Below are 22,883 nucleotides of genomic sequence, written 5' to 3' on the forward strand. Positions count from 1 at the left end.
ACAAAATTAAATTCAAGTCTCAATTCTTACCTATATAAAGTAAACAAATTTTAATTGGACACCACCATAAATCGACGGTTTGCCGTGACAATTTGTAAAAATATAGGAAGACTTATTTTTTCTTCTTTTTGTAATGTATTATTGATATCGTAAATTTTAGATCGTCCAAATCCATCTAAAACAATTGTTTTATCATTGTATAGTGCAGCGATTTCTTTTTCGTTCCCCGCCACTATCCATTGCCGTGACTTGCTATTAAATAAGTTTTCACCTTGATTATATAAATGTGGTGAGGTGTTAACATAAAGCACATCTTGCATTAAGGTGCGCATAATATCAGTTTGCGATGTTAGTCGGCTGATTTGAGCGGGTTCTTTATTTGGCCATGAGATAATCAGTGGCACATTAAGTGATTCTCGGCTGTAATTAATGTCGTCATTACGTATCGCTGTTTTTTTCGCTTCTTTTATAGTGATGTCATTGGTTCCGGTAATGACAATTACGGTGTTTTCGTAGGTATTGGTTAGTCTTAAATACGCTATTAATGATTCAAGATATTGATCTAATTTTCTTGCTTCTGTTTCAAGTTCTTTTAGTGGTATATTTTTATGTTTTACGCCGAGTGAGTATTGTACCAGTGAAAATAGTGGTGCATGATTTTCTAATTTATTTTGTTCATCATGCCACGCCATCCAATTATCAGTAACCTGTTTATTAGTCATTTTTTTTGCCGGTGGTATTGAAAAATTGGATAGCAATGCATATCGATACAATGGTTCATCAAATCCATCGTACGAAAACATCCCTAAGTTGTAATGACGATAATTAATAGCATCAAATAGTACTGAAGGTTTATGACCCGCTAATATGCTGTTGTAATAGTTGGGATCGAGTCCATAAAATAATGAAAATTTATTAATATTTGTTTGGTTACTTGCAGAGTAATGATCCGCAAATTTAAGGTTTTCTTTCGCAAATTCATTTAACCATGGCATGTTGTCGTTTAATAAACGACTATTCCATCCGTCAATAACTATCATTAGTATATTTTGGGTTGCTTGTTTTTCATCATAACTCAGCCGTGCAAGAGGATATTCTATAGCAATAGCAAAAGGATTACCTTCTTGGCTGACCCGAGTTCGGTAATCATTTTCTGGCATAAATCCATATCGTTCAAGGAAATGTCTTGCGGTCAATGGATAGGATAATGGTAAGCTTGAACGTTGCATGGTTATTGGGCGATAAAAATTTGCGTCGGCCCAAATATGAATCAGATGCGAAAAGACAAAACAAAGAATAAATATAACCACGACTGGTTTTGCATAACGTTTACGCTTATTTAAGCTGCGTAATTTTTTCCAACTCCATAATGCAAATAATATTTCAATTAATAAAATAAATGGAATGATTATAAACGCACTACTTAAAAAAGTGGCGTTTTGCGCTGTAAATAACTGCCATATGGATAAATTTAAGTGCATTCTAAAATGCGAGAAGATATCAATATCAACTAAAAGTAAGGCGATTCCTAATGTGGCAATTATGGTTGCTAATATTCGATGCCAACGCGCTGAGTGAATAAAAAAGCTTAATGGAAAAAGTAATATGAGGTAGGTTATAAACGTTAAAAAGCTAAAATGCCCAATTGCACTAATGATTGCATAAAACCGCCCCATAAATGTTCTTGGCCAGTCTGCAATGATTAAATATTGGCTACCCAAAGATATAACAACAAAAATATTAAATAATGTAAACCAGTGTCCCCAGCTTACAATTTGTGAGGATTGGGTATCTTTGATATGATTATTTTTGAGTTTGAGCATATTTATTATTGGTAACGATAGTAATGAAGAATATTTACTGTAAGATACTTTACAGTTTACCTGATTTTGAAAAATCTTTCTGTAATTTTTTTATTTGTTAGCATAAAGATTTTGGTATGATCTTGGCGTTATAATCGATACTTGTTATAATTTAAGGATTAAATTCGCTAACAACAAAGATAATAATTTTGGCTATCTCACAACTTAAAATACATCAAATCCAACCTGATTTGTCTCAGATTAGTGCGCTTGGTAACCCTAGTAAAGCAGAAACTAAATCTGTGATAGAAAAGTCAAACAATATTCTTTCCTGGCAACCTCGGATTGCGTCTGCATTATCCATGTTATGCCCGAGTAAAAGAGCAAGTTATCACCCTCGTTTTATGTTACTGAAAGCGTCAGAAAGTGAACTATTTTTTGATTTGTTAAAACAAGCAGTTAAATTACATGCGTCCTCTTCAGCGTTGGGTTACAGCTATTTTATTAATGATAATAAAGTCACTTTGACTGAGGCCAAAAGCAAGCAGGATAACTTTGCCATTTTAGATGATTGTTTAGCATCAAGTTATGTTGATGGCGAGAAATTATTTGGTTGTGTTCGACAACCAGAAAATAGCCCAATTAAACTCGATCCAGGTTTAGTGCATCAGGCTAATGGTGGGGTTTTAATTTTAGGTTTACGATCTTTATTAAGCCAACCTACTTTATTGATTAAATTAAAGCAGATGGTATTTAAACAGGAATTCGACTGGTTTTCAGCTGATGAGTCGCATCCATTGCCGTTATCTATTCCTTCAATGCCACTGGATTTAAGAATTATATTGGTTGGTGATCGGCTAAGTTTAGCTGAATTACAGGATTTTGATCCAGAATTTTATAATACATCTATCTATGCTGAATTTGAAAATGAATTGCAGATTACCTCATCTGACAAGCTCACTACGTGGCTAGATTATTTACAATTTATTGCTGATAAATTTCATTTGCCAAGTATTGCACCATCCGCCTTTAACAAAATATATCAAGAAGCGGTGCGTTTTACAGGCGATCAGTTTTATCTTCCCCTTGCGATTGATTGGGTTCATGGTTTATTAGTTAATGCTAGTTATTATGCCAAAAATGAGGTTATTGATGAGTTATCAGTGGCTTCATCGACTAAAAATAAATTATGGCGTGAAGATTATCTTAAAAAACGATTTCATGAAGAGTTTTTTAATAAACAGATCATGATTAATACTCAAGATCAGGTTGTTGGTCAAATTAATGGTTTATCTGTTGTTGAATATCCTGGCTATCCTTTAGCGATTGGTGAGCCAACGCGTTTAAGTTGCCTTGTTCATTTTGGAGACGGTGAGTTAATTGATATCGAGCGCAAAACTGAACTTGCAGGAAATATTCATTCTAAAGGTATGATGATCATGCAGGCTTTTATTATGTCAGAATTTGCTATTAATCATCAATTACCTTTTTCAACCTCTTTAGTATTTGAACAATCTTATAATGAAATTGACGGAGACAGCGCATCGCTTGCTGGGTTATGTGCAATTATTAGTGCGCTTTCAGGTCAGCCTATCGATCAACAATTAGCTGTTACCGGATCGGTAGATCAATTTGGTCATGTACAATCAATTGGTGGTATCAACGAAAAAATTGAAGGTTTTTTTACTGTTTGTCAGCATCAGGGGTTAACCGGTCAGCAAGGCGTTATTATTCCCGCATCTAATCAACGCCATTTGTGCTTGAGTGATAATGTGATTGAAGCAATAGCTCAAGAAAAGTTTTCTATTTGGACTGTTGAACATATTGCGGATGCACTTTATTTATTAACAGGAATTCCTTATAAAGATGATAATGCAATTAGTCTTTATAAGCTTATTTATGCACGTATGCAAACTATGCTATTACAAGATAAAAAACAAGATGGTTGGTTTGCAAAATGGCAAAGATATTGCAAAAAATAGTAATACCCAATAAACTTGAAAGCCGAATTTGGTTGAGATGTAACATTTTAGTAAGCGGCAAAGGATTTTACAGTATTGGTTATTCATAATATTTTATTGAATAATTATTTTTATAATCATGTAAGTAATGACAGAAAATAAAAGGTTTTTTTATGACATTTGAACGTAAATCTTCGTACGATAAAGCAGATCTGATTAAATCAGGAAATAGTGAACTTTTTGGTCATGACGGACCGCCTTTACCATCAGATTTAATGCTTATGATGGACCGTGTTATCGAAATGAATGAAGAAGGTGGAAACTTTAATAAAGGTTATGTGGAAGCGGAACTTGATATCAATCCAGATTTGTGGTTTTTCAAATGTCATTTTAAAAATGATCCTGTCATGCCTGGTTGTCTTGGACTTGATGCTTTATGGCAATTAGTCGGATTTTACCTTGGCTGGATTGGCGGTAAGGGTAAAGGTCGAGCTCTTGGGGTTGGAGAATTAAAATTAAAAGGTCAAATATTACCTAAAAACAAAAAAGTTACCTATAAAATCCATTTTAAACGTGTGATTAACCGCAAGTTAATTATGGGAATCGGTGATGGCGAAGTTTATGTAGATGGTAAATTGATTTACGAAGCTACCGATCTTAAAGTTGGGTTATTCAAAGATACCAGCGAATTTTAATTTTTTTGATTTTAACTAGCCTTACACATTATTCGGTAAGGCTTCCTTGAATATCGATTATCCAAGCAGTTTCTGATGATACATTTATCCCTTGTATAATAATATATTCTCACCTGTTTTTATTGTCTTAAAAAATTAACTATTGAATACAAATTTTCTTTAGGTTAATGATTTTTCATTCGTATTTTTTGCTATTCAAGGTATAATGAGGCAATTTTTTTATAGTCTTTATTAATCATGAGTTTACTTAATCGTTTTGTTGTTTTTTTTATTTTATCTTGTTTTTTCAATACCGTTGCCTATGCTAATTTCAGTGGAAAAGTCGTTAAAGTAATAGATGGTGACACAATTGATGTATTAACCCCTGTGAAACAAAAAATCCGAATCCGTTTACTTGATATCGATGCACCAGAAAGCAAACAAGCCTACGGTAATGCATCTAGAAAATACCTAGCTTCACTCATCGCAGGAAAATCTGTTTATATTAAAGAAAGTAACAAAGATATTTATAACAGAACATTAGGAACCGTTTTTTATAATGGCATTAATATCAATCAGAAAATGGTTGCAAGTGGATATGCTTGGGTATATCGCTATAAAGGTGTGGCTAAAAATAAGCAATTAATAGCCCTTGAATCGCAAGCCAAACAAAATAGAAAGGGACTATGGAAAGATAAAAATCCAATAGCCCCATGGAAATTCCGACGCTTAAATCAGAAATAGATTTTTCATCAAAAATTTATTAATTTATTTTAAAGCAGGATAAAGAGATTCTAATTGTTTAAGTGCATCTAAGCCTTGTTTACAACCTGTTTCTTGATCACTTGAAGACATAGCAGCAACTTGTTTTTTACCTGCTTCTAAATTTTGTTTCATCATATCAGTTTGCTGTTTTGTTGCTGCATCTTTAGGTAAAGATTCAACTAATTTATCCACTTTTTCAAAATAAGTTTTACAACTATCAGATAAATCAGCCATCGCAACTGAAGATAGGCTTAAAAGTACAGCTGAAACTAGTATTTTTTTCATTATTTACTTTTCCTTTCGATTTAAAAAATATCTTTTTGATAATATTAGTATATTTATCACATCTAATATCGCAAAAAATAATACATTAGAGATTTTGGAAAAGCAAATAAAATATTTTATAGGATGTAGGAAATTATCAGCATATTTATAATATGCTGATAAAATATAAAGATGGGTGCAGAATTACATTACAACAACATCTGCTGCAGCTGGGCCACGTTCACTGTCTTGAATTGAAAATTCAACCTGTTGACCTTCACCTAAAGTTTTAAAACCTTCACCAGAGATTGCAGAAAAATGTACAAATACATCTTTACTACCATCAGCAGGAGAAATGAAACCATAACCTTTACTTTCGTTGAACCACTTAACTTGACCAGTTTTCTTAGACATAATAATCTTCCTATAAAATAATTTAAGCCAACAAGGCTAATTTAAAAAAAACATAAAACTTGGACTACTTATAAACACTGAAACGTGAAAGCTGAAGAGAACTAATACTAATGTAAATAGAAAGTAAACTACAAACTGCTTAAATCAAGATGTCACTAAATAAATCTGCACGTTATATGCTGTAAACTATTAACTCATATATTAATTGTTAATGCAAGTGTTGTTTGTAAAGTTTTACAAATTTATTTAATAGGCAAAACCTAACTTGCATTCATTAGTTAAATTAATTTAATTTTTTTGTTTTAATTAATTTTAGAGTTTTGCCAAATGTAAATTTTGAGACTAAGTTATTTTTCACTCATGCTTTGAGACTTATTTATTGTTGCTTCAACAGCATCAATAACCGCCGCTCTGAATCCCTTTTCTTCAAGCATTTGCACGCCTTCAATGGTCGTACCGGCTGGTGAACATACCATATCTTTTAATTCACCAGGATGCTTACCCGTTTCAAGTAACATCTTCGCAGATCCCATTACTGTTTGGGCAGCAAATTTATAGGCTTGTTTTCTGGATAAACCGCCTTTTACTGCCCCATCAGCTAAAGCTTCAATAAACATAAATACAAACGCAGGAGAGGATCCGCTTGCGCCGACTACAGCATCGATTAAATATTCAGGTACAATTTCAGTTTCACCAATACAATTAAATAATGTTTGAACCGTAGCTAATTCTTCTTCTGTGACTTCTGTATTTGGCGTGATTGAACACATTGCTGCATTGACTAAGGCAGGTGTATTTGGCATGACTCTTATAATTTTTTGTTCATATCCCACACATTTTGCAATCGTTTTTATACTAACCCCTGCTGCAATAGAAATAACAATAGTACTTTTTTTTAACTCTTTTTGGATATCATTTAAAACATCAATAATAGCATTGGGTTTAACAGCCACAATAACCATATCCGATTCTTTTGCTACATTTCTGGCTGAATCTAAATTATTAATTCCATAAGATTGATTAAGTGAAATCCCTTTTTCTGGATGGGTATCATAAATATTGATTTGATTACCTGATACAATTTTACTTGATAAAATACCTTGTAAGATAGCATTACCCATATTACCTAAACCAATTAAACCAATGCGTTGTTCCATTATTTACCCCTTTTTCATTTGAACTTTTTAACACTAGTATAATTTATTTTTTTAGAAAACTTTAAATTTTATCCAATCATTTTTTATTTTAATATAATGATAATTTTATTGTATTACTGATCATTACAAATCATCATTTTGCATTATTTGCATACCATATTGTTGACCCGTTTGCATTAATGAAAGTATTTGTTTAGTTTTGCCTTCGTTGATAAGGTTGCTTACCGCAGGCGTATTAATCAAAACTTCAAATAATGCTTTACGCTGCCGGTTATTTGTGACTAATTTTTGGGTAATAATCGCTTTTAAACTTGTCGATAATTGTGCTCGTATAAAATTATGTGAATGATTTTCAAAGACATCAATAATTCGGTTGATACTTTTAATTGCAGAGCTTGTATGTAAAGTTGCAAAGACAAGATGTCCTGTCTCAGCAGCGGTTAACGCAGCTTGAATAGATTGTTTATGCCGTAATTCGCCAAGCATGATAATATCGGGATCTTGTCTTAAAATACTATCAATTGCCGAGCCAAAATCAGAAATCTCGCGTTGTTGAATAAGCGATTTATTATTTTGATAAATAAATTCTATCGGATCTTCTAAAGCAATAATATGTTTAGTTGCTGTCATATTGATATATTGTATCAATGACGCCAGCGTTGTTGATTTACCGCTACCAGTTGCACCGGTAACTAAAATAATCCCGCTTTCAGTTCGTGTTAATTCAGGTAGAATTTTGGGGGCATTAATTTCTTGTAAACTTGGAATTTGGTGATTGATGACACGAAAGACAGCTGAAATACCTCGCATTTGATAAAATATATTTACTCGAAATCGCCCTATTTCTGCGGGATGATAAGCGATATCAATTTGACCATTTTGTTGTAATCGATTTTTCTGGGAATCATTGAGTAATTTAAATAATTCTATTTCCAAAACTTGTGCTGATAGTTGAGAAACAGACAAAAATTGCAGTTGTCCATTAATGCGCATACAAGGCACTTCGCCACTAGATAGGTGCAAATCAGAAGCTTTTTGGGTTACACTAAGCGATAATAAAGAATGTAATTTTAATTTAGACATACTAATGATAATTAGGTATAAACATGAATACAGTACATGACAATTTAATGGCTATAAAAAAAGATATTGAGAAAATAGCTTCAAATTGCGGTCGAGATCCCAAAACAATTGAACTTATTGCGGTAAGTAAGACCAAACCAGTTACATTGATTACAGAAGCGATAGACGCAGGACAGCTCGCATTTGGTGAAAATTATGTACAAGAAGGTGTAGAAAAAATAAATTATTTTCAAAAAGCGATGCCAAATTGTCCCCTTATTTGGCATTTTATTGGACCTTTGCAGTCGAATAAAAGCAAATTGGTTGCAGAACACTTTGATTGGATGCATACAATTGATCGTTTTAAGATCGCTCAGCGCTTAAGTGATCAGCGCCCTGCCAATATGGCTAAATTAAATGTACTTATTCAGGTTAATATAAGTCAAGAAGCTACCAAATCCGGCGTAAAACCAGAAGAAGTGTTCGATTTAGCTCACCAGATTATTACATTACCTAACCTTTGTTTACGTGGTTTAATGGCTATCCCTGAAGTCGAAGATGATTTCGATAAACAATTCATTATTTTTTCAAAAATGACGGCGCTTTTACAACAATTAAAAATTGATATTCCTTGTGTTGATACATTATCTATGGGAATGAGTGGAGACATGAAAGCGGCGATTTTAGCTGGTAGCACAATGGTTCGTATTGGTACGGCAATCTTTGGCGAGCGAAAGTATTTATGATATATTGGCTCAATGACTTTCATTTAAGGAGTTTTCAATGGAATTGATCTACTTTCTTGGCAAAACGGTAATAACGTTTTGTCTGTATGTTTTAATTTTACGTTTGTGGATGCAGCAAGTCAGGGTTAATTTTCATAATCCAATCACTCAATTTATTGTAAAAGTTACTCAACCTATTATCGGGCCATTGCGCCGATTTATTCCTTCAGTAGGAAAATTTGATTATGCAACGTGGCTACTTTTGTATTTAGTTGCCTTAATTAAAATTTTGTTTATTTTTAGTTTTATCCCCATAAATTTACCATTTAATGTTGATTATTTATGGTTTGCTTTGGTCGCAATTTTGCATGCTATGGGTTACCTGTTATTTTGGTTATTGCTATTCAGAGCGGTTTTGAGTTGGATTAGTCGTGGGCAATCTGTACCTGACGAAATTCTTTACCAATTAACAGAGCCATTAATGGCTCCAATTCGTCGTTTTATTCCTCCTATAGGCATGATCGATGTTACGTTTGCTATTGTGGCTGTCGTGCTAATGTTTATGAACTATTTTGCCACCAAAATTTTTGGTGCTCTGTGGATCATTCTTTAGATGATTTAAAAAGGAGCTGTTGCTCCTTTTTTTAAATGATATGATCTTCCCAACAAATCACATCTTTTTCATATACAATTCGATTTTTAACCGATATTTTTAATTCATGCATCAGTTTTTTGTTGCCCACTATTAGTGGATGCCATTCAGGTAAATCCCCATTTTTTTGGAAATATCGATAAGAACAACTCAAAGGTAGCCATTCAATAGTAAGTAAATTTTCTCGAGTGAGCTTAATACAATCGGGTTCATATTTGAATCGATTAACGTAATGTTTACATTGGCATGTGTTGGCGTCGAGCAAATTGCAAGCTACATTAGTGTATAAGATTTCGTCAGTGTCCTCATCCATTAATTTGTTCAGACAACATTGACCACAACCATCACATAGCTGCTCCCATTCGTCATCGCTAAGTTGATCTAATGTCTTACCTTTCCAAAATGGCTCAATCATGCTTTAAAATCATCTTCTTTTAACATTTGTAAGAAAAACCCATCCGTTTTAATCTTTTCTTCGATTTCTTCGGATGTTCCAACTACAAAACGTCTTTTTCCATCTAATAATACTTTCATAACAAATATCGGAGAACCAAAAATTGAGAGTATTCTTTCAGGTATTCCAGAAAAATCATTTTCATTTTTCATATACAAGTAACAATTTTCTTTTTTTGGACTACGATAAATATAACACCACATCATAAAATAAAACCTTTAATCAATATTTAGAAGGCTATTTTGTAAATAAACACCTGCACCAAATAGCCCTGGATCTTCATGTGTAATCACATATACAGGAATTTTTTTGACCAGCGTAGACATTCGCCCTTTATATTCAAAAGCAGCTCTAAACGGCGAAGCTTTAAAAAATTCAATAAAACGAGGAACAATACCACCGGCAATATATACTCCCCCTTGAGTATTTAGCGTTAATGCCAAATTACCGCCAAATCTTCCCATAAATGTACAAAAGTAATTTAAGGTTTGCAAACATAAATCACAACTATTTGTTAGTGCTTTGTTGACAATGATATCTGGAGTGATATCAGTTAATGGTTGATGATTAATTTGCTGTATGGCTTGATAAATGTTAATAATACCATTTCCGGATAAAAATCGTTCGGCTGAAACTCGTCCAAATTTTTTACGCAACTGAACCAAAATGCGATCTTCTTCTTCATTTATCATGGGTAATTCTGTATGCCCACCTTCACCGGACAAACTTACCCAATGCTGATTAACTTTTATCAAATGTGAAACACCAAGCCCAGTTCCCGCACCATAAATTGCTATAGGATAATTTAGATTAGGTTCATCCCCTCCAATTTTTACCAAATCTTGCGGTGACAGTCTTGGAATGGATGTCGAGACTGCAGTAAAATCATTAATGACCTCAAGTTTTTTTAGTTTGAGTTCTTCGATTAATTCTCGGCGAGAAAACGACAAATTGTTATTTGTCATAGTAACAGTGTCAGCATCATCAATTGGACAAGCGATGGCAATACACGCAATCTCAATTGTTACGGATTGCGCTTGAAGATAATTTTTGATTAATGTCAGTAATATATCTTCTTTTGAAATGAGAATTTTTGTGATTGCCGATAGCTCATTTGTAACTAAATTAAACAATGCAAAACGGGCATTGGTTCCACCGATGTCGGTGACTAGTGCGTACTGACTCATGTTACTCCCTTTTTTGACAAACTAATTTTACTAATGATCTAAAATCAATATCTTTCTATACTTATTGTATTTAGTAGTTAAGCTTAAAAAACATAAAAGGCAACCTCGTTGTCTCCTAGTTATTCGTGGAGTTACTCAGTTCCCTTTGTTAACTTTTGAAATTAACTCATTTTTTTATTCACTGCCTTAAAAAGACTAGGTTAACATATAATTAACGTCTATGTTTATAACCATTTTTTAAGTTTAAAATAAATATAGGGTGCTACACCAGCCAATAACATGAGTAATAATGAAAATGGATAACCATATTCCCATTTCAGTTCTGGCATATTTTCAAAGTTCATACCATATGCAGATGCAACCACAGTTGGCGGTAAGAATACAACAGATACCACTGAGAAAATTTTAATAATTCGACTTTGTTCAATGTTGATAAAGCTTGTTGCTGCTTGCATTAAAAAATTAACTTTTTGAAATAATGATTCATTATGTGGTACCAATGATTCAACATCGCGAATAACTTCACGTGCTTGCTCAAGTTGATCTGCCGGCATTTTTGCTCGGCGAACAAGGTAGTTAACCGCACGTTGGCTATCCATTAAGCACAATCTTACTTTCCAAGCCGTATCTTCAAGTTCAGCTAACGATGTCATTGCTTCGTCGTATTGCTCTTGTGCAGAACGATCCATAATTACTTGGCTCAATTCTTCTAATTTGCTATAAATACTTTCGATTTGATCGGCTAGTTGTTCAACTTTGACTTCAAATAAATCCAGTAATATTTCATAAGGATTTCCATCAACCATGCTTTGATAACGAGATCGCATACGATATAAACGAAAAGCAGGCAGATCCCGTTCACGCAAAGTAAATAATCGACCATTGTGTACAGTAAAAGCAACGGTTGAATTTCCCGCCCGATCTTCAGCATCTTCATAAAAGAAGAAAGAGTGAACATGCAATCCTTCATTATCTTCAAAAAAACGAGCAGAGGCCTCGATATCATCTAACTCAATACTGGTTGCTAAATTTTGTCCTAAATGAGTTAAAACAAAATCACGATCGGCTTCTTCTGGTTCAATTAAGTCAATCCAAGCCGCATTGTTGATGTCGCCTTCATTAACTTTTACTAATTGTTTGTTCTTTAGTCCAAACGCATTAATCATAAGGCCCCCTTACAGGAAAGTTTCTAGAACATTCTATTAACAAATGTGGCGCATTATACTCGTAATATCTTTAAATTCCTATGTCTAAAGTTATTTTTGTAATGTTAAAAATAGAAGTAATATTCCAGAATTAAATTAAAAACGGTGATGTTGCTGTTGTCTCATGTTACAATACGCAAATTAAATATTTAAGCAATTTTTAGGAGTTTATAATGGCAAACCGAGGAATAAATAAAGTCATTTTGGTGGGTAATTTAGGTCAGGATCCAGAAGTTCGCTATATGCCAAACGGAAGCGCTGTTGCAAATTTTAGCGTAGCAACTTCAGAATCATGGAAAGATAAACAAACAGGTGAAAACCGCGATCGTACTGAATGGCATCGTGTGGTTGTTTTCGGTAAATTAGCTGAAATTGCTGGTGAATATATTAAGAAAGGCACGCAAGTTTATTTAGAAGGTCAATTACAAACCCGTAAATGGCAAGATCAAACAGGTAACGACCGCTATACGACAGAAGTTGTTGTTAATCCAATCGGTGGCACATTACAAATTTTAAGTTCACGAAATGGCAATGATAACTTTGATGATAATTCACAAAATTGGGGTCAAAGTGCTAATAATATTTCAACTGCGCCTGCCGCTGCGGCTCGCCCAGCACCACAAGCCGCACCCGCTGCTCAACCTAAAGCTCCTGAACCACCGATGGATTTTGATGACGATATTCCTTTTTAATTTTTCCCTCCCATTTAAAATATTGGGCGTAATTAAGCGCCCATATTTCTTATCTTTTTAATTTCAATTATACTTATAACCTACCAATTTTATTCATTTTATAGTGTTATGTTTGAACTGATACAAACTGTTGGCTTTGGTTTAATATTATTTATTCCTTTAACTAATCCGTTAACTACTGTCGTACTTTTATTAGGTTTGTCGGGTGATATGACTAATGAAGAGCGTAATTACCAATCTAAGATGACTTGTATTTACGTTTTTATCATTATGGTTGTTTCTTTTTATGGTGGACAGCTAGTGATGAGCACGTTTGGTATTTCCATTCCAGGTTTGCGTATTGCTGGTGGTATGATTGTTGGTATTATTGGATTTAGAATGCTGTTTCCTCAGCAACCTTCTCATCGAACGTTAGAAGCCGATGCTAAAATGAAAGAAATATCGAATAATATTGCTTTTGTACCACTAGCCATGCCAAGTACGGCAGGCCCTGGAACGATTGCAATGATTATCAGTATGGCTTCAACAGTAAAAAGTGGAGGTTATGATATTTCAAGTTGGGTTGTTTATACTTCTTCAATCTTAGTTCCACTTTTATTGTGTATTATCCTTTGGTTTTGTATGCGAAGTGCAGGCAGTATTATGCGTTTTATGGGAAAAAGTGGAATTGAAGCGACTTCAAGAATTATGGGGTTTTTATTAGTTTGTGTTGGTACTCAATTTATTATCAATGGTGTAAAAGAATTAATCATGAGCTTTCCCAATATTTAGTAAACTAAATCATTTTAAAAAAGTTGTTTATTAATAATAATGTCGTTTACTTAGGCTAGCTCATTTAATCACAGTGTTAAATCATAAATTGGGAATATTTTTTATCATTTCCACCCGCATTAAATAATCATAAAGCGGTAATAGTTGTTTAAAACCCTTTGATAATTTGTTAGGTAGATCGCCGTTTAGCAAATCTTCAATATTGGAGTTTGTAACCATTGCTGCTAAACTTTTTCGATTATACCATGTTGCTATTTTTGGATCTTGATCTTTAATTAGTGGGCGTTTATAACTTTCACCAACAAGTTCAAATGGTTTTTTAACACAACGAATCATGTCTAAAAATTTTGCACTATCATTAAGAATTTCTTCACGAAAAATATCCATTGTCTGCTTTGATGCACAATAATAGCCAAGTCCATAACGATAGCAATCTGGTGCTATTTCAAAAAAATAAGCAGGCGCTTCTTTCCAATCTCGGTTTGGTCGTTTAAATGTCAACCATAAACGACTACGATATAACGATTTATCTTTCGAAAAACGTGTGTCACGATGTATGCGAGATATCGTTTTACCAATAGCTGGTTTTGTTTCAAACCATTCATCAATTTCCAGCATGTTGGGGGTTAACTGTTCTACTAACAGCCGGAATGGTTTGATTAATTCATTATCATAGATTGATCGGTGCTCGTCAAACCATGCTCTACTATTATTGATCCATACATCTTGTAAAAAATTAAGTCCTGTTTGGGTAAAACCAGAAAATTGTGCCATATTTTAATCCTTGAATAACTTTCTGACTTTTTCTAAGTCTTTTTGTGTATCAACCCCTATAGCAGGGGCCTGTTTAGCAACTGCCACATGAATTTTTTCACCATACCAAAGTACACGTAACTGTTCTAACATTTCAATCTGCTCAAGTGTAGAAGGTGCCCAATTGATATATTGACGAATGAAACCAGCTCGATAGGCATAAATCCCGATATGTCGAAGATAAAAATCACCAATACTTGTTGGTTTGAAAAGATCTTCAGATTTCGCAAAGCGATCCCTTTCCCAAGGAATGGTTGCTCGTGAAAAGTAGAGTGCATACCCATCTTTATCAGTCACAACTTTCACTGCACCAGGATTAAATGCTTCTGCAGCTGAATCGATTGGAACAGCTAATGTTGCCATTCCTGTTTTATACTGTACTAAGTTTTCAGCAACTTGATCAATGATGATTGGTGGAATTAGCGGCTCGTCACCTTGTACGTTCACAATAATTTCATCATCGGAAAATTGATAGGCATTGATGACTTCTGCTAATCGTTCTGTACCCGAATTATGTTTATTGCTAGTCAGAATTACTTCACCGCCATAAGATTTCACCACATCGAATACTTGTTGATGATCAGTTGCAATAATTACCCGATTTGCTGAAGACTTTTTGGCTTGCTCCATCACTCGCACAATCATAGGTTTACCATGAATATCAGCAAGCGGTTTAGCTGGTAAACGACTTGAAGCATATCTCGCAGGAATAATAACCGAAAAATTCATAATTAAAACCTTTTACCTATTCGTGAACTGAAATCGAAGAATTCAGTGTTTTCGCTTCGTTTTCCAGTAACACAGGAATATTATCTTTGATTAAATAAACAAGTTTATCCTTTGGACATATCAGACTATTTTGTTCAGTATCATATTGAAGTTTACCATGACATTTAGGGCAAGCTAGCGCCTTAAGGAGGATTTCTTTCATTTTTTATTCTCTTTTAGATTTTGTTTCTTCTAACAATGAGCAGATTTGATTAGTTACCTGATTAGGCAATATTGCCTCTATGGGTAAATACCACCAATTTGGTAATGTAAATTGGAAACATTTTACCGCATCTTTTTCTGTCATTAAAAGGGTTTGATCTTGTGTAGCAATATTCGTTAACAATGGCAAAGTATAATTTTGATGATCCGCAAATGATACTGTTTTGATCACATCAGCATTGAGTGTATTTAGCATTGTAAAAAAACGGTTGGGATCACCAATACCGGCCATAGCACAGATATTTTTTAATGAATGCAATTCTATTTTTTCTTTTGTTAATAAATTTACTGCATATTGCGGTTTTAGTTGCATTGTATAAGTTTTTTCGGGGAATTTTTCAGCTAAATGACTTTTAGTTTCGCCATTAATAATAATAATATCAACAGATTTTAATCGACTTTGTCGCTCCCTCATTGGCCCTGCTGGTATCCACCAACCGTTACCAAATAAGCGTTTACCGTCAACAACCACAATTTCAATATCTCGCTTTAATGCATAATGTTGTAAGCCATCATCAGTTAAAATTGCATCTAATTGATAGTTATCTAATAAAGCTTGTACCGCTTGACTTCGATTGGGAGAAACGGCAACTGGCACATGTGTTCGTTGATAAATTAATACTGGTTCATCCCCAGCTTGTGCGGTGGTTGTTTGTTCATCTAAAATAAGCGGATAACTTTCTGCTTTTCCACCATATCCACGTGAAACAACACCGATTTTTAAACCTTTAGTCTTTAAAGCTTCAATTAATCCTATTACCAGTGGAGTTTTTCCATTCCCACCTACCGATAAGTTTCCAATTACGATGATAGGTACAGGTGATTTCCAAGATTTTAATATTCCTGCTTTGTAGAGTTGGCGTCTAACCAATGTTATTAATCCATACAACCATGATAATGGCATCAGTAACCAATAAAAATGTGTTTTACCATACCATAATTTTTCAATCATTATTTATTCACCATTGAATTATGCTTTTATATTAAATTTGCTATTGTAATCTATTCTGGTGTTTATTGACTAATCCAAATCATTTTAGTCATTTTTAATTTAGACAATGAGAATAATCTAACAAAGCATAGTTAAGTAAGCCTTTTAAAAAATTACCCTATTTTATAATTTTAAAATCGATTAAACCAATGTTAAAAGTTTAAATTTGAGAATTTTTAATCATTCAGTATTACTGACAATAATTTTAATATAGAAGGGAAACAACAAATAAAAAAGGATTCTTATCAAATCCTTTTTTATCATTGAAAAATGAATTGATTATCAGTAATCAATCAAATTTATTTATCTTGAGCTGTCTTTTGTAAATATTGTTGGAAATCTTGCTTATTTCCGTCAAAAACAATATTGCCACCATTAAGCATAATAACTCGATCAACAAAGCTCAAAAGATTAGTTCTGTCTGTTGCAATAACCATTGTTTGTCCTTGTTTTGCACGTAAATCAAGTTGTGCTAACAATAACTGCTCAGTATTCGGATCTAACTCGGCGCTAGGATTATCTAAAAATGATATGCTATGCGGAGATAAAATAAATCGAGCTAAAGCTAACTTTTGACGTTGTAAAATCGTTAACGGAACAGGCAATTGGCGCCAGTAAGTATCAAGTCCATTATTTAAAAAAGGTAACAAATTTTGCAAATTCACTTGTTTTAATACTTCTAAAGCGCGATCATGCGAAATTTGGTCAGGTTTATTATTTAATGTAAGATATTCGTATACTGTTTCGCCGATAATACCACTATATTGCCATAGATAATGAGTTTCACTTCGTAATGAATCCGCAATAGATTTAGTTAACATAAAACCATTCCATGTTATGTTGCCTTCATCTGCTTCTAAAATACCTAATAATAATTTTAATAAAGTACTTTTCCCTGATCCTGGCCCACCAACTATCGCTATTCGTTCACCTGACTTGATTTGCAAACTGATATCGTCTAAACAAGGTAAAGAAGGATGATATTTGAAACTGACTTTAGATGCCCCCCAACCATTTTTAGGGCCGTTGAAGCCACTTAATAATCCGTTTTCATTTTGTTCTTTATCAAGAAGCGCATTAATCTGTTTCATGGAGTTAGTCATACGTTCAAGATTAGGTAACATATGCATTAACGAGAAAAACGGTTGACTCAAACGACCACCAATAATAATTGTCGCAAATAAACCTGCTGGCGACATATGACCTGTCTGTATTAGGTAAAAAGCAACAATCACGGCAAGCACAGTTTGTAAACTAGTTAAACCCATTAAAAAAGAACTACAGCGGTTATGAATAATATAGCGTTTTTGTTCATTTTGCTGCGCTTTTTCATTACCGGCTAGAAAGGTATAAGTCGCTTCTTTATAAGAAACCGAAGACTGATAATATTCAAGGGTTGTCGGTGAAAAAGGGACTTGAGCATTTATCGTTGGAATAGATTTATTTTCAAAATAAAAAAGCGTAATACGAACGATTGCACATATAAAAATAAAAATAGGAACAACGATTAACCATCCCGCAACAATCGCAATAACAATAAAATAAAGCAGACTGAAAACCAGATCTAATACAGTGCTTGAAAAGAACGTTAAAAACTGCATTCTAAACACATTCCAGTTGTTCATTGCCTCAATTACTTTGCGTCCCCATTGAGTTTTAAAGCTAGGCATAACTTGAATAAGTTCAGAAATAATTTTAGGTTCTAAACGATATTGTACTAAAGATGAATATTCACACCCCAATTTTATTCTATCCATTCTAAAGTAATACTCAACTAAAATAGCCAGCATTACGCCTAAGGATAGTGTCCAAAGTGAAGAGTCAGCTTGCCCAGGTATTACTCGATCATATATTGCATTTAAATATAATGGAATGAGCATGATAAAGAGATTGATTATCAGAGTTGTCCAAAAAAGACGACTGATAATCCTATTTTCTTTTTGCCCCATAACCAACAATGAACGCCAACTTAATTTATTTTTTCTTTCAGTTAGCAAGACACGCCAAGTCTCCTTTGGCAGTTTATCTAATTTAACATTTTTTTCATTTTTTATCTTATTAGAATGAACGGTAAGCAGAGACCATCCTGTTTGTTCTTCAAAAGCAACGTATAACCCTTTATTGACAGCATTATGTTCTTCGGAACAAGGAAATAATTCTATACCAAGATATTTTTGTGCCAACTCAAACAACATTTCTCGGTTAGCAGTCTGCTCTAGTTTTTCAATCTGCTCCTGCCATTCCCATTGACCAACAGGTAAAGATAATTTTTTTGCGGCCTCTGACAAGACCGACTTTAGTTGAAAAATATCACCAGAATTTGTAGATAATTCACTATTCATAAAGATATCTGATACCTATACATGATTCCAAGTTAATGTATGGGTTCCATCTGTCCACTGATCAACACCCGGTGAAATTTCAGAATGTACCCAAGTACCTGCACTATCTAAAATTTGTAATGAATCAGTGCTATCGGTATCAAATCGAATATTGTTATTATCCATATTCTCAAATAAATCACTTAAATTTACGAGGATAAAATCACCAGCGACCCCATCTTTAAAATTGAAAATATCAATATGTTTAAATAAATTTTTATTAACGACACTAAAATCAAACGTTCCAGCTCTTCCTTTTTTGGTGACACTATCTATACCTAAACCACCATCAATTGAGTGATATCGATTGAAATCGGTAAGCGAACTGAATTGAAACTCGTCATTAAAATTAGTTCCTGAAATATCGGTAATGGAAGTAAGTGTATCTCTCCCCCAATTACCTTTAGAAACTGTCATATCTTTATTGTTAGTAATATAAACTCTTATACCTTCTCTTAAATTAGTATAATCTATTTTCGTATTACCACTAGTATTCACTATTCTATCATTACCACTACTGCCGTAAACAATATCATTTCCAGCACCAGTATGAATTTCATCACTTACACTACTACCATAAAATTCATCATCTTTATCAGTTCCAATGATTTTGTGTATATTCACGATACGATCTTCTTTACCATACCCATTATCGCTTACTATACCTGTGTCAAGATTTGCTTTAATTCCATTTGGTGATTTATATTGAACAACTGCATTATTGCCAATACCAATTAATGTATTGTTTCCATCACCACCAATTAAAATTCCTTTTCCTGATATTATATCGTCATATTGTGAACCATATATGTTTTCGATATTTTTTATCGTATCTTTTCCGCCAAAACCATTAGTCGCCGTACCATTACCGTTTGCATCTAACGAAACAACCACACCTTGAATTCCATCATCGTAATAGAGCCAGTCACTACCAGCGCCACCGTCTATAAAATTATCACCACCTTTAGCATGGATATGATCATCACCTGCACCAGCAATAACGGTATTACCTTCTGTTTCGTTTCCATAAAACTGCAAAGTACCATTTTTAATGGTCACATTATTTATATTCTTTATTTCAGCATCATAATTATTAGCTGTAATACGATTGTTTTCTAAATCAACAATATACGATCCTTGCATTGTTTCATCTAAAATAAGCGAGTTAGTTCCACCACTACCGTCAACAAATGTTGTACTCTGGTTTATAATGAATGTATCATCATATTCCGTACCAACAAATTTTGCGAATCCACCCGCTGTAAAACTATCCTGATATGTCTGTCCGTTGATATCTTTTATTACTGTTCCATTAGTAGCGTCTATCTCAATCCCAGAATTCTGTGCAACAATAGAATAACGACTATAATCTAACGTATTCGTTCCATTACCTTTAGTGATAATTTGGTCATTACCCAAAGAACCATAGATGATATTTTCCGACCCGCCACCAACATGAATAATATTATCAGCATCGCTTCCTTCAATGATATCATCAAAAGCTGAACCAACAATATTTTCGAAATTTGAGACCTTATCTACACCATCAAGACCATTGCTATCTTTGGTACCGTTCTTTGTTGCTACTTGATTTTTCAGGCTGATTTCAATGCCATTAGCGACATTACTATAATCGATAGTATCGACACCATCTCCTCCATCATAATAATTAGACATTCCGCCTTTGCCTACAATAAGATAATCATCGCCAGCGCCTGTACTAATGAGATAATTAGTATCATTAGCCAATTCAATACGATCGTCAAAATCAGTTCCAACAATGCCATTTATGTTAGTTAGCTGATCCGCACCGCCAAAACCATTTGAATAGGCACGTCGTGTTTTAAGATTTACATCAATGGCCGAAGACGCCAGATGATAATCTACAACGTCAATTCCTGAACCACCAATAAAGGAGTTATAACCTTGCCCAGCAACATAAAGATTATTACCTGCTTCACCGTGAATTACAGCTCGACTAATTGCATCACCTTCAATATAAAAAGTATCATTACCTTCACCACCATATATCGTTATACTACCTTTGGCGGTTTTAAAAATATCATCATGTTGACTACCTTTAATTGATTGAATATTCGTTAAAGTATCCGAACCATCAAAGCCATTATTGATAACTTGTTTATCTGTTTTAGAAAGGTCAACATTAATTCCTTTTACGGATTCTTGATAACTGGCCGTACTATTTCCACCATTACCGCCTATTAGCGTATTGTTACCCCCCATACCTACAAGGATATCATTACCACCATTACCAATTATGATATTGTCTTTATCATCTCCAATTAAGACATCATCAAAATGTGTACCAGTAATGTTATTAATATTTCGAATTGAGTCGTTTCGACCAAATGCATCGGTAACAATGCCCTTAGTTAAATCAACATTGACTCCGTTATCAGTGGTTTCATAACTTATTGTATTAATACCGCCTTTGCCATCTATCTGATTATCTTTGCCGCCACCAACAAAAAAGATATCCTTGCCATCACCGCCAATCAAGTTGTTACTTTCTGTTAAGCTTCCGATAAAAGTATTATCACCATTGTTACCAATAATATTTTGAATATTTTCAACCTGTTGATTTACAGCTCCTGTAACAGTTTTCGTATGTAAATCAATAATTAAGTCACCTTTTACTTGGCTATAATCTACAGTATTAATTCCAGCTCCACCGTCATAAATATCTTGTGTTGTGCCAGCAATAATGACATCATCTCCAGCACCACCAACAACATGAACATTATTAGCAGAACTTGATAACAGTATGTTTCCATCGATATCAATAAGAGATGAAGGGGAATCAACAACTGAAAAATTAAAGTCTTCTGTTACAGTTTTTCCATTTGAATCAGTGTATGTTACCGAAATCGAGAATTTATTAATCTGACCTTTTGGATATAAAATAATGATTTCATTGAGCGATAAACCATATTTATCACCCTGCGCTGTACCGCCTCGAATAATTTCATAGTCAGAAGGAAGCCCTGTTATGTTACCTATTGATTGAGCATCATCAAAAGAAACAATACGAAGAATTTTACCTTCTTCAATATAATTTTGATTAGCTACGTTAACCGTCCAATCAGCATTTTCTTGCGAAAGATCAACCAGTGTTGTTGAATACTGCGCATTGGCTGTAACATCCGTTCTTGCTGTTAGATTACCACCACCGACGTCGTAAACATGTTGAGCACTATCAATTAATCCTTCCCATTGATAAAGTTTAACATTAGGCATCTTTGGCGTAATACTTGCAGGTGGTTTACTTTCAACAATTGGAACTTCGCCATCGATACTTGATTGAAACTTTTCTGAATCCGAACTGGATGATGAACTCTTCTTAAAAACAATATCTGCATGAGGTGACTTAAGTTTAGCAGGCTTCACTTGCATGTCTAAATCCATCATATTTTCAAGTGAAGATTGAATTTCATTTGATGACGTGTCCGCACCACCACTTGTATCAATAACAATAAAATTGTCTGTCATGTTTGTCGTGAGATCAACCGTTTTATCTTCGACACTTTCGACAGTGATGTCATCCTCTTTAGTGGTAAGTTGTTCAGGTGCTTTTGTTTCAATTATCTCTGGTGTAATATCTTCAATTTTCGCTAAACTCATAATTTCATATGAATTTAATTTTTTTCCATCATTAAATGCTAATGAAAGCACGCCTCCATTTAAAGAAGCTAATTCGGCTCCCATCGTTAAAATCAATTTACGATTGTCACCTGTAGTAATGATTAAATCCGAACCATTAATTGATAAAGATACTTTATCTTTTTCCCATGAAGCATTAATTTTATTGTCTTCATAAGTAAAAGGAATAATTGAAAGAGCTGGCTCCATCGGTGTTAAGGCTGTATTTGTGTTACTCATAAACTTGTCTCACTTCTTATCTC

At 33.8% G+C, this 22,883-nt stretch carries 22 protein-coding genes; 7 read left to right on the forward strand and 15 right to left on the reverse strand.

What is annotated here, in order from left to right; genetic code table 11:
* Positions 1-50 precede the first annotated feature (50 nt).
* Positions 51-1,823: a DUF3413 domain-containing protein gene (locus J3U36_RS03060; RefSeq protein WP_267380693.1), complete on the reverse strand. Its 1,773-nt coding sequence runs from the start codon at positions 1,821-1,823 to the stop codon at positions 51-53.
* A gap of 188 nt (positions 1,824-2,011) precedes the next feature.
* On the opposite strand from J3U36_RS03060, the gene J3U36_RS03065 reads away from it, so the two are divergent.
* The 3 genes from J3U36_RS03065 (at position 2,012) to J3U36_RS03075 (ending at position 5,181) form a co-directional block, all read left to right on the forward strand.
* On the forward strand, positions 2,012-3,784 hold the full coding sequence (locus J3U36_RS03065; RefSeq protein ID WP_267380694.1) for a Lon protease family protein: 1,773 nt from the start codon (positions 2,012-2,014) through the stop codon (positions 3,782-3,784).
* A 152-nt stretch (positions 3,785-3,936) separates the two neighbouring features.
* Positions 3,937-4,458, forward strand: a complete 522-nt coding sequence (gene fabA, locus J3U36_RS03070) for a bifunctional 3-hydroxydecanoyl-ACP dehydratase/trans-2-decenoyl-ACP isomerase (protein ID WP_267352518.1) — start codon at positions 3,937-3,939, stop codon at positions 4,456-4,458.
* Between the two features lie 237 nt (positions 4,459-4,695).
* On the forward strand, positions 4,696-5,181 hold the full coding sequence (locus tag J3U36_RS03075) for a thermonuclease family protein (protein ID WP_267380695.1): 486 nt from the start codon (positions 4,696-4,698) through the stop codon (positions 5,179-5,181).
* Positions 5,182-5,205: 24 nt separating this feature from the next.
* On the opposite strand, the gene J3U36_RS03080 is transcribed toward J3U36_RS03075, so the two are convergent.
* The 4 genes from J3U36_RS03080 to J3U36_RS03095 all read right to left on the reverse strand — a co-directional run bounded on the left by J3U36_RS03080 (position 5,206) and on the right by J3U36_RS03095 (position 8,120).
* Positions 5,206-5,487: a DUF5339 domain-containing protein gene (locus J3U36_RS03080; RefSeq protein WP_267360240.1), complete on the reverse strand. Its 282-nt coding sequence runs from the start codon at positions 5,485-5,487 to the stop codon at positions 5,206-5,208.
* Between the two features lie 183 nt (positions 5,488-5,670).
* On the reverse strand, positions 5,671-5,880 hold the full coding sequence (locus J3U36_RS03085) for a cold shock domain-containing protein (RefSeq protein ID WP_065559356.1): 210 nt from the start codon (positions 5,878-5,880) through the stop codon (positions 5,671-5,673).
* A gap of 347 nt (positions 5,881-6,227) precedes the next feature.
* Positions 6,228-7,037 (reverse strand): pyrroline-5-carboxylate reductase, encoded by an 810-nt coding sequence (gene proC / locus J3U36_RS03090; RefSeq protein WP_267380696.1) that lies wholly within the window; start codon positions 7,035-7,037, stop codon positions 6,228-6,230.
* Positions 7,038-7,160: 123 nt separating this feature from the next.
* Complete coding sequence (locus J3U36_RS03095; RefSeq protein WP_267380697.1) at positions 7,161-8,120, reverse strand: type IV pilus twitching motility protein PilT; 960 nt, start codon at positions 8,118-8,120, stop codon at positions 7,161-7,163.
* Positions 8,121-8,143: 23 nt separating this feature from the next.
* Between J3U36_RS03095 and J3U36_RS03100 the strand changes: the two genes are divergently transcribed.
* Both J3U36_RS03100 and J3U36_RS03105 read left to right on the forward strand, forming a co-directional pair.
* A complete protein-coding gene (locus J3U36_RS03100) occupies positions 8,144-8,845 on the forward strand; it encodes a YggS family pyridoxal phosphate-dependent enzyme (RefSeq protein WP_267380698.1) in 702 nt (233 codons plus the stop codon).
* 37 nt (positions 8,846-8,882) lie between these two features.
* Positions 8,883-9,437 carry a YggT family protein gene (locus J3U36_RS03105; protein WP_267380699.1) on the forward strand — a complete coding sequence of 185 codons (555 nt, stop codon included), beginning with the start codon at positions 8,883-8,885 and terminating at the stop codon, positions 9,435-9,437.
* A gap of 31 nt (positions 9,438-9,468) precedes the next feature.
* Here the strand turns inward: J3U36_RS03105 and J3U36_RS03110 are convergent, their stop codons facing one another.
* The 4 genes from J3U36_RS03110 to corA all read right to left on the reverse strand — a co-directional run bounded on the left by J3U36_RS03110 (position 9,469) and on the right by corA (position 12,283).
* Positions 9,469-9,891, reverse strand: a complete 423-nt coding sequence (locus tag J3U36_RS03110) for a YcgN family cysteine cluster protein (RefSeq protein WP_267352511.1) — start codon at positions 9,889-9,891, stop codon at positions 9,469-9,471.
* Entirely contained in the window at positions 9,888-10,136 is a 249-nt protein-coding gene (locus J3U36_RS03115) for a YcgL domain-containing protein (protein ID WP_081299176.1), read from the reverse strand. The genes J3U36_RS03110 and J3U36_RS03115 overlap by 4 nt, the downstream gene beginning before the upstream one ends.
* Before the next feature lie 12 nt (positions 10,137-10,148).
* Positions 10,149-11,117 (reverse strand): glucokinase, encoded by a 969-nt coding sequence (locus tag J3U36_RS03120; RefSeq protein WP_267380700.1) that lies wholly within the window; start codon positions 11,115-11,117, stop codon positions 10,149-10,151.
* Positions 11,118-11,341: 224 nt separating this feature from the next.
* A complete protein-coding gene (corA, locus tag J3U36_RS03125) occupies positions 11,342-12,283 on the reverse strand; it encodes a magnesium/cobalt transporter CorA (RefSeq protein WP_267352509.1) in 942 nt (313 codons plus the stop codon).
* A gap of 212 nt (positions 12,284-12,495) precedes the next feature.
* Here corA and J3U36_RS03130 point away from each other — a divergent pair, with 212 nt between their 5' ends.
* Together J3U36_RS03130 and J3U36_RS03135 are read left to right on the forward strand one after the other, a co-directional pair.
* Positions 12,496-13,014, forward strand: coding sequence for a single-stranded DNA-binding protein (locus tag J3U36_RS03130; protein ID WP_267380701.1), 519 nt, complete (start codon positions 12,496-12,498; stop codon positions 13,012-13,014).
* A 108-nt stretch (positions 13,015-13,122) separates the two neighbouring features.
* Positions 13,123-13,785, forward strand: coding sequence for a MarC family NAAT transporter (locus J3U36_RS03135; RefSeq protein ID WP_267360224.1), 663 nt, complete (start codon positions 13,123-13,125; stop codon positions 13,783-13,785).
* Positions 13,786-13,866: 81 nt separating this feature from the next.
* On the opposite strand, the gene J3U36_RS03140 is transcribed toward J3U36_RS03135, so the two are convergent.
* The 6 genes from J3U36_RS03140 to J3U36_RS03165 form a co-directional block, all read right to left on the reverse strand.
* Complete coding sequence (locus J3U36_RS03140; RefSeq protein WP_267352506.1) at positions 13,867-14,559, reverse strand: DUF2461 domain-containing protein; 693 nt, start codon at positions 14,557-14,559, stop codon at positions 13,867-13,869.
* A 3-nt stretch (positions 14,560-14,562) separates the two neighbouring features.
* The gene (gene kdsB / locus J3U36_RS03145; protein WP_267380702.1) at positions 14,563-15,327 is read right to left on the reverse strand and encodes a 3-deoxy-manno-octulosonate cytidylyltransferase; all 765 of its coding nucleotides are present in this window, start codon (positions 15,325-15,327) and stop codon (positions 14,563-14,565) included.
* A 16-nt stretch (positions 15,328-15,343) separates the two neighbouring features.
* Positions 15,344-15,529 (reverse strand): Trm112 family protein, encoded by a 186-nt coding sequence (locus J3U36_RS03150; RefSeq protein ID WP_267380704.1) that lies wholly within the window; start codon positions 15,527-15,529, stop codon positions 15,344-15,346.
* A gap of 3 nt (positions 15,530-15,532) precedes the next feature.
* Positions 15,533-16,540 (reverse strand): tetraacyldisaccharide 4'-kinase, encoded by a 1,008-nt coding sequence (gene lpxK, locus J3U36_RS03155; protein WP_267380706.1) that lies wholly within the window; start codon positions 16,538-16,540, stop codon positions 15,533-15,535.
* A gap of 338 nt (positions 16,541-16,878) precedes the next feature.
* Entirely contained in the window at positions 16,879-18,921 is a 2,043-nt protein-coding gene (locus J3U36_RS03160; RefSeq protein WP_267352502.1) for an ATP-binding cassette domain-containing protein, read from the reverse strand.
* Positions 18,922-18,936: 15 nt separating this feature from the next.
* Positions 18,937-22,860, reverse strand: coding sequence for a beta strand repeat-containing protein (locus tag J3U36_RS03165; RefSeq protein WP_267352501.1), 3,924 nt, complete (start codon positions 22,858-22,860; stop codon positions 18,937-18,939).
* Positions 22,861-22,883 lie beyond the last annotated feature (23 nt).

Source organism: Gilliamella sp. B3817 (assembly GCF_026536705.1).
Classification (GTDB): domain Bacteria; phylum Pseudomonadota; class Gammaproteobacteria; order Enterobacterales; family Orbaceae; genus Gilliamella; species Gilliamella apicola_I.

What these genes read in the sequence shown, in the direction of transcription:
- proC (WP_267380696.1), bottom strand. Translation starts at nt 7,037, where the DNA reads ATGGAACAACGCATTGGTTTAATTGGTTTAGGTAATATGGGTAATGCT.
- J3U36_RS03165 (WP_267352501.1), bottom strand. Translation starts at nt 22,860, where the DNA reads ATGAGTAACACAAATACAGCCTTAACACCGATGGAGCCAGCTCTTTCA.
- J3U36_RS03110 (WP_267352511.1), bottom strand. Translation starts at nt 9,891, where the DNA reads ATGATTGAGCCATTTTGGAAAGGTAAGACATTAGATCAACTTAGCGAT.
- J3U36_RS03120 (WP_267380700.1), bottom strand. Translation starts at nt 11,117, where the DNA reads ATGAGTCAGTACGCACTAGTCACCGACATCGGTGGAACCAATGCCCGT.
- kdsB (WP_267380702.1), bottom strand. Translation starts at nt 15,327, where the DNA reads ATGAATTTTTCGGTTATTATTCCTGCGAGATATGCTTCAAGTCGTTTA.
- J3U36_RS03105 (WP_267380699.1), top strand. Translation starts at nt 8,883, where the DNA reads ATGGAATTGATCTACTTTCTTGGCAAAACGGTAATAACGTTTTGTCTG.
- J3U36_RS03140 (WP_267352506.1), bottom strand. Translation starts at nt 14,559, where the DNA reads ATGGCACAATTTTCTGGTTTTACCCAAACAGGACTTAATTTTTTACAA.
- lpxK (WP_267380706.1), bottom strand. Translation starts at nt 16,540, where the DNA reads ATGATTGAAAAATTATGGTATGGTAAAACACATTTTTATTGGTTACTG.
- J3U36_RS03095 (WP_267380697.1), bottom strand. Translation starts at nt 8,120, where the DNA reads ATGTCTAAATTAAAATTACATTCTTTATTATCGCTTAGTGTAACCCAA.
- J3U36_RS03060 (WP_267380693.1), bottom strand. Translation starts at nt 1,823, where the DNA reads ATGCTCAAACTCAAAAATAATCATATCAAAGATACCCAATCCTCACAA.
- J3U36_RS03115 (WP_081299176.1), bottom strand. Translation starts at nt 10,136, where the DNA reads ATGATGTGGTGTTATATTTATCGTAGTCCAAAAAAAGAAAATTGTTAC.
- J3U36_RS03160 (WP_267352502.1), bottom strand. Translation starts at nt 18,921, where the DNA reads ATGAATAGTGAATTATCTACAAATTCTGGTGATATTTTTCAACTAAAG.
- fabA (WP_267352518.1), top strand. Translation starts at nt 3,937, where the DNA reads ATGACATTTGAACGTAAATCTTCGTACGATAAAGCAGATCTGATTAAA.
- J3U36_RS03135 (WP_267360224.1), top strand. Translation starts at nt 13,123, where the DNA reads ATGTTTGAACTGATACAAACTGTTGGCTTTGGTTTAATATTATTTATT.
- J3U36_RS03075 (WP_267380695.1), top strand. Translation starts at nt 4,696, where the DNA reads ATGAGTTTACTTAATCGTTTTGTTGTTTTTTTTATTTTATCTTGTTTT.
- corA (WP_267352509.1), bottom strand. Translation starts at nt 12,283, where the DNA reads ATGATTAATGCGTTTGGACTAAAGAACAAACAATTAGTAAAAGTTAAT.
- J3U36_RS03100 (WP_267380698.1), top strand. Translation starts at nt 8,144, where the DNA reads ATGAATACAGTACATGACAATTTAATGGCTATAAAAAAAGATATTGAG.
- J3U36_RS03080 (WP_267360240.1), bottom strand. Translation starts at nt 5,487, where the DNA reads ATGAAAAAAATACTAGTTTCAGCTGTACTTTTAAGCCTATCTTCAGTT.
- J3U36_RS03085 (WP_065559356.1), bottom strand. Translation starts at nt 5,880, where the DNA reads ATGTCTAAGAAAACTGGTCAAGTTAAGTGGTTCAACGAAAGTAAAGGT.
- J3U36_RS03130 (WP_267380701.1), top strand. Translation starts at nt 12,496, where the DNA reads ATGGCAAACCGAGGAATAAATAAAGTCATTTTGGTGGGTAATTTAGGT.
- J3U36_RS03150 (WP_267380704.1), bottom strand. Translation starts at nt 15,529, where the DNA reads ATGAAAGAAATCCTCCTTAAGGCGCTAGCTTGCCCTAAATGTCATGGT.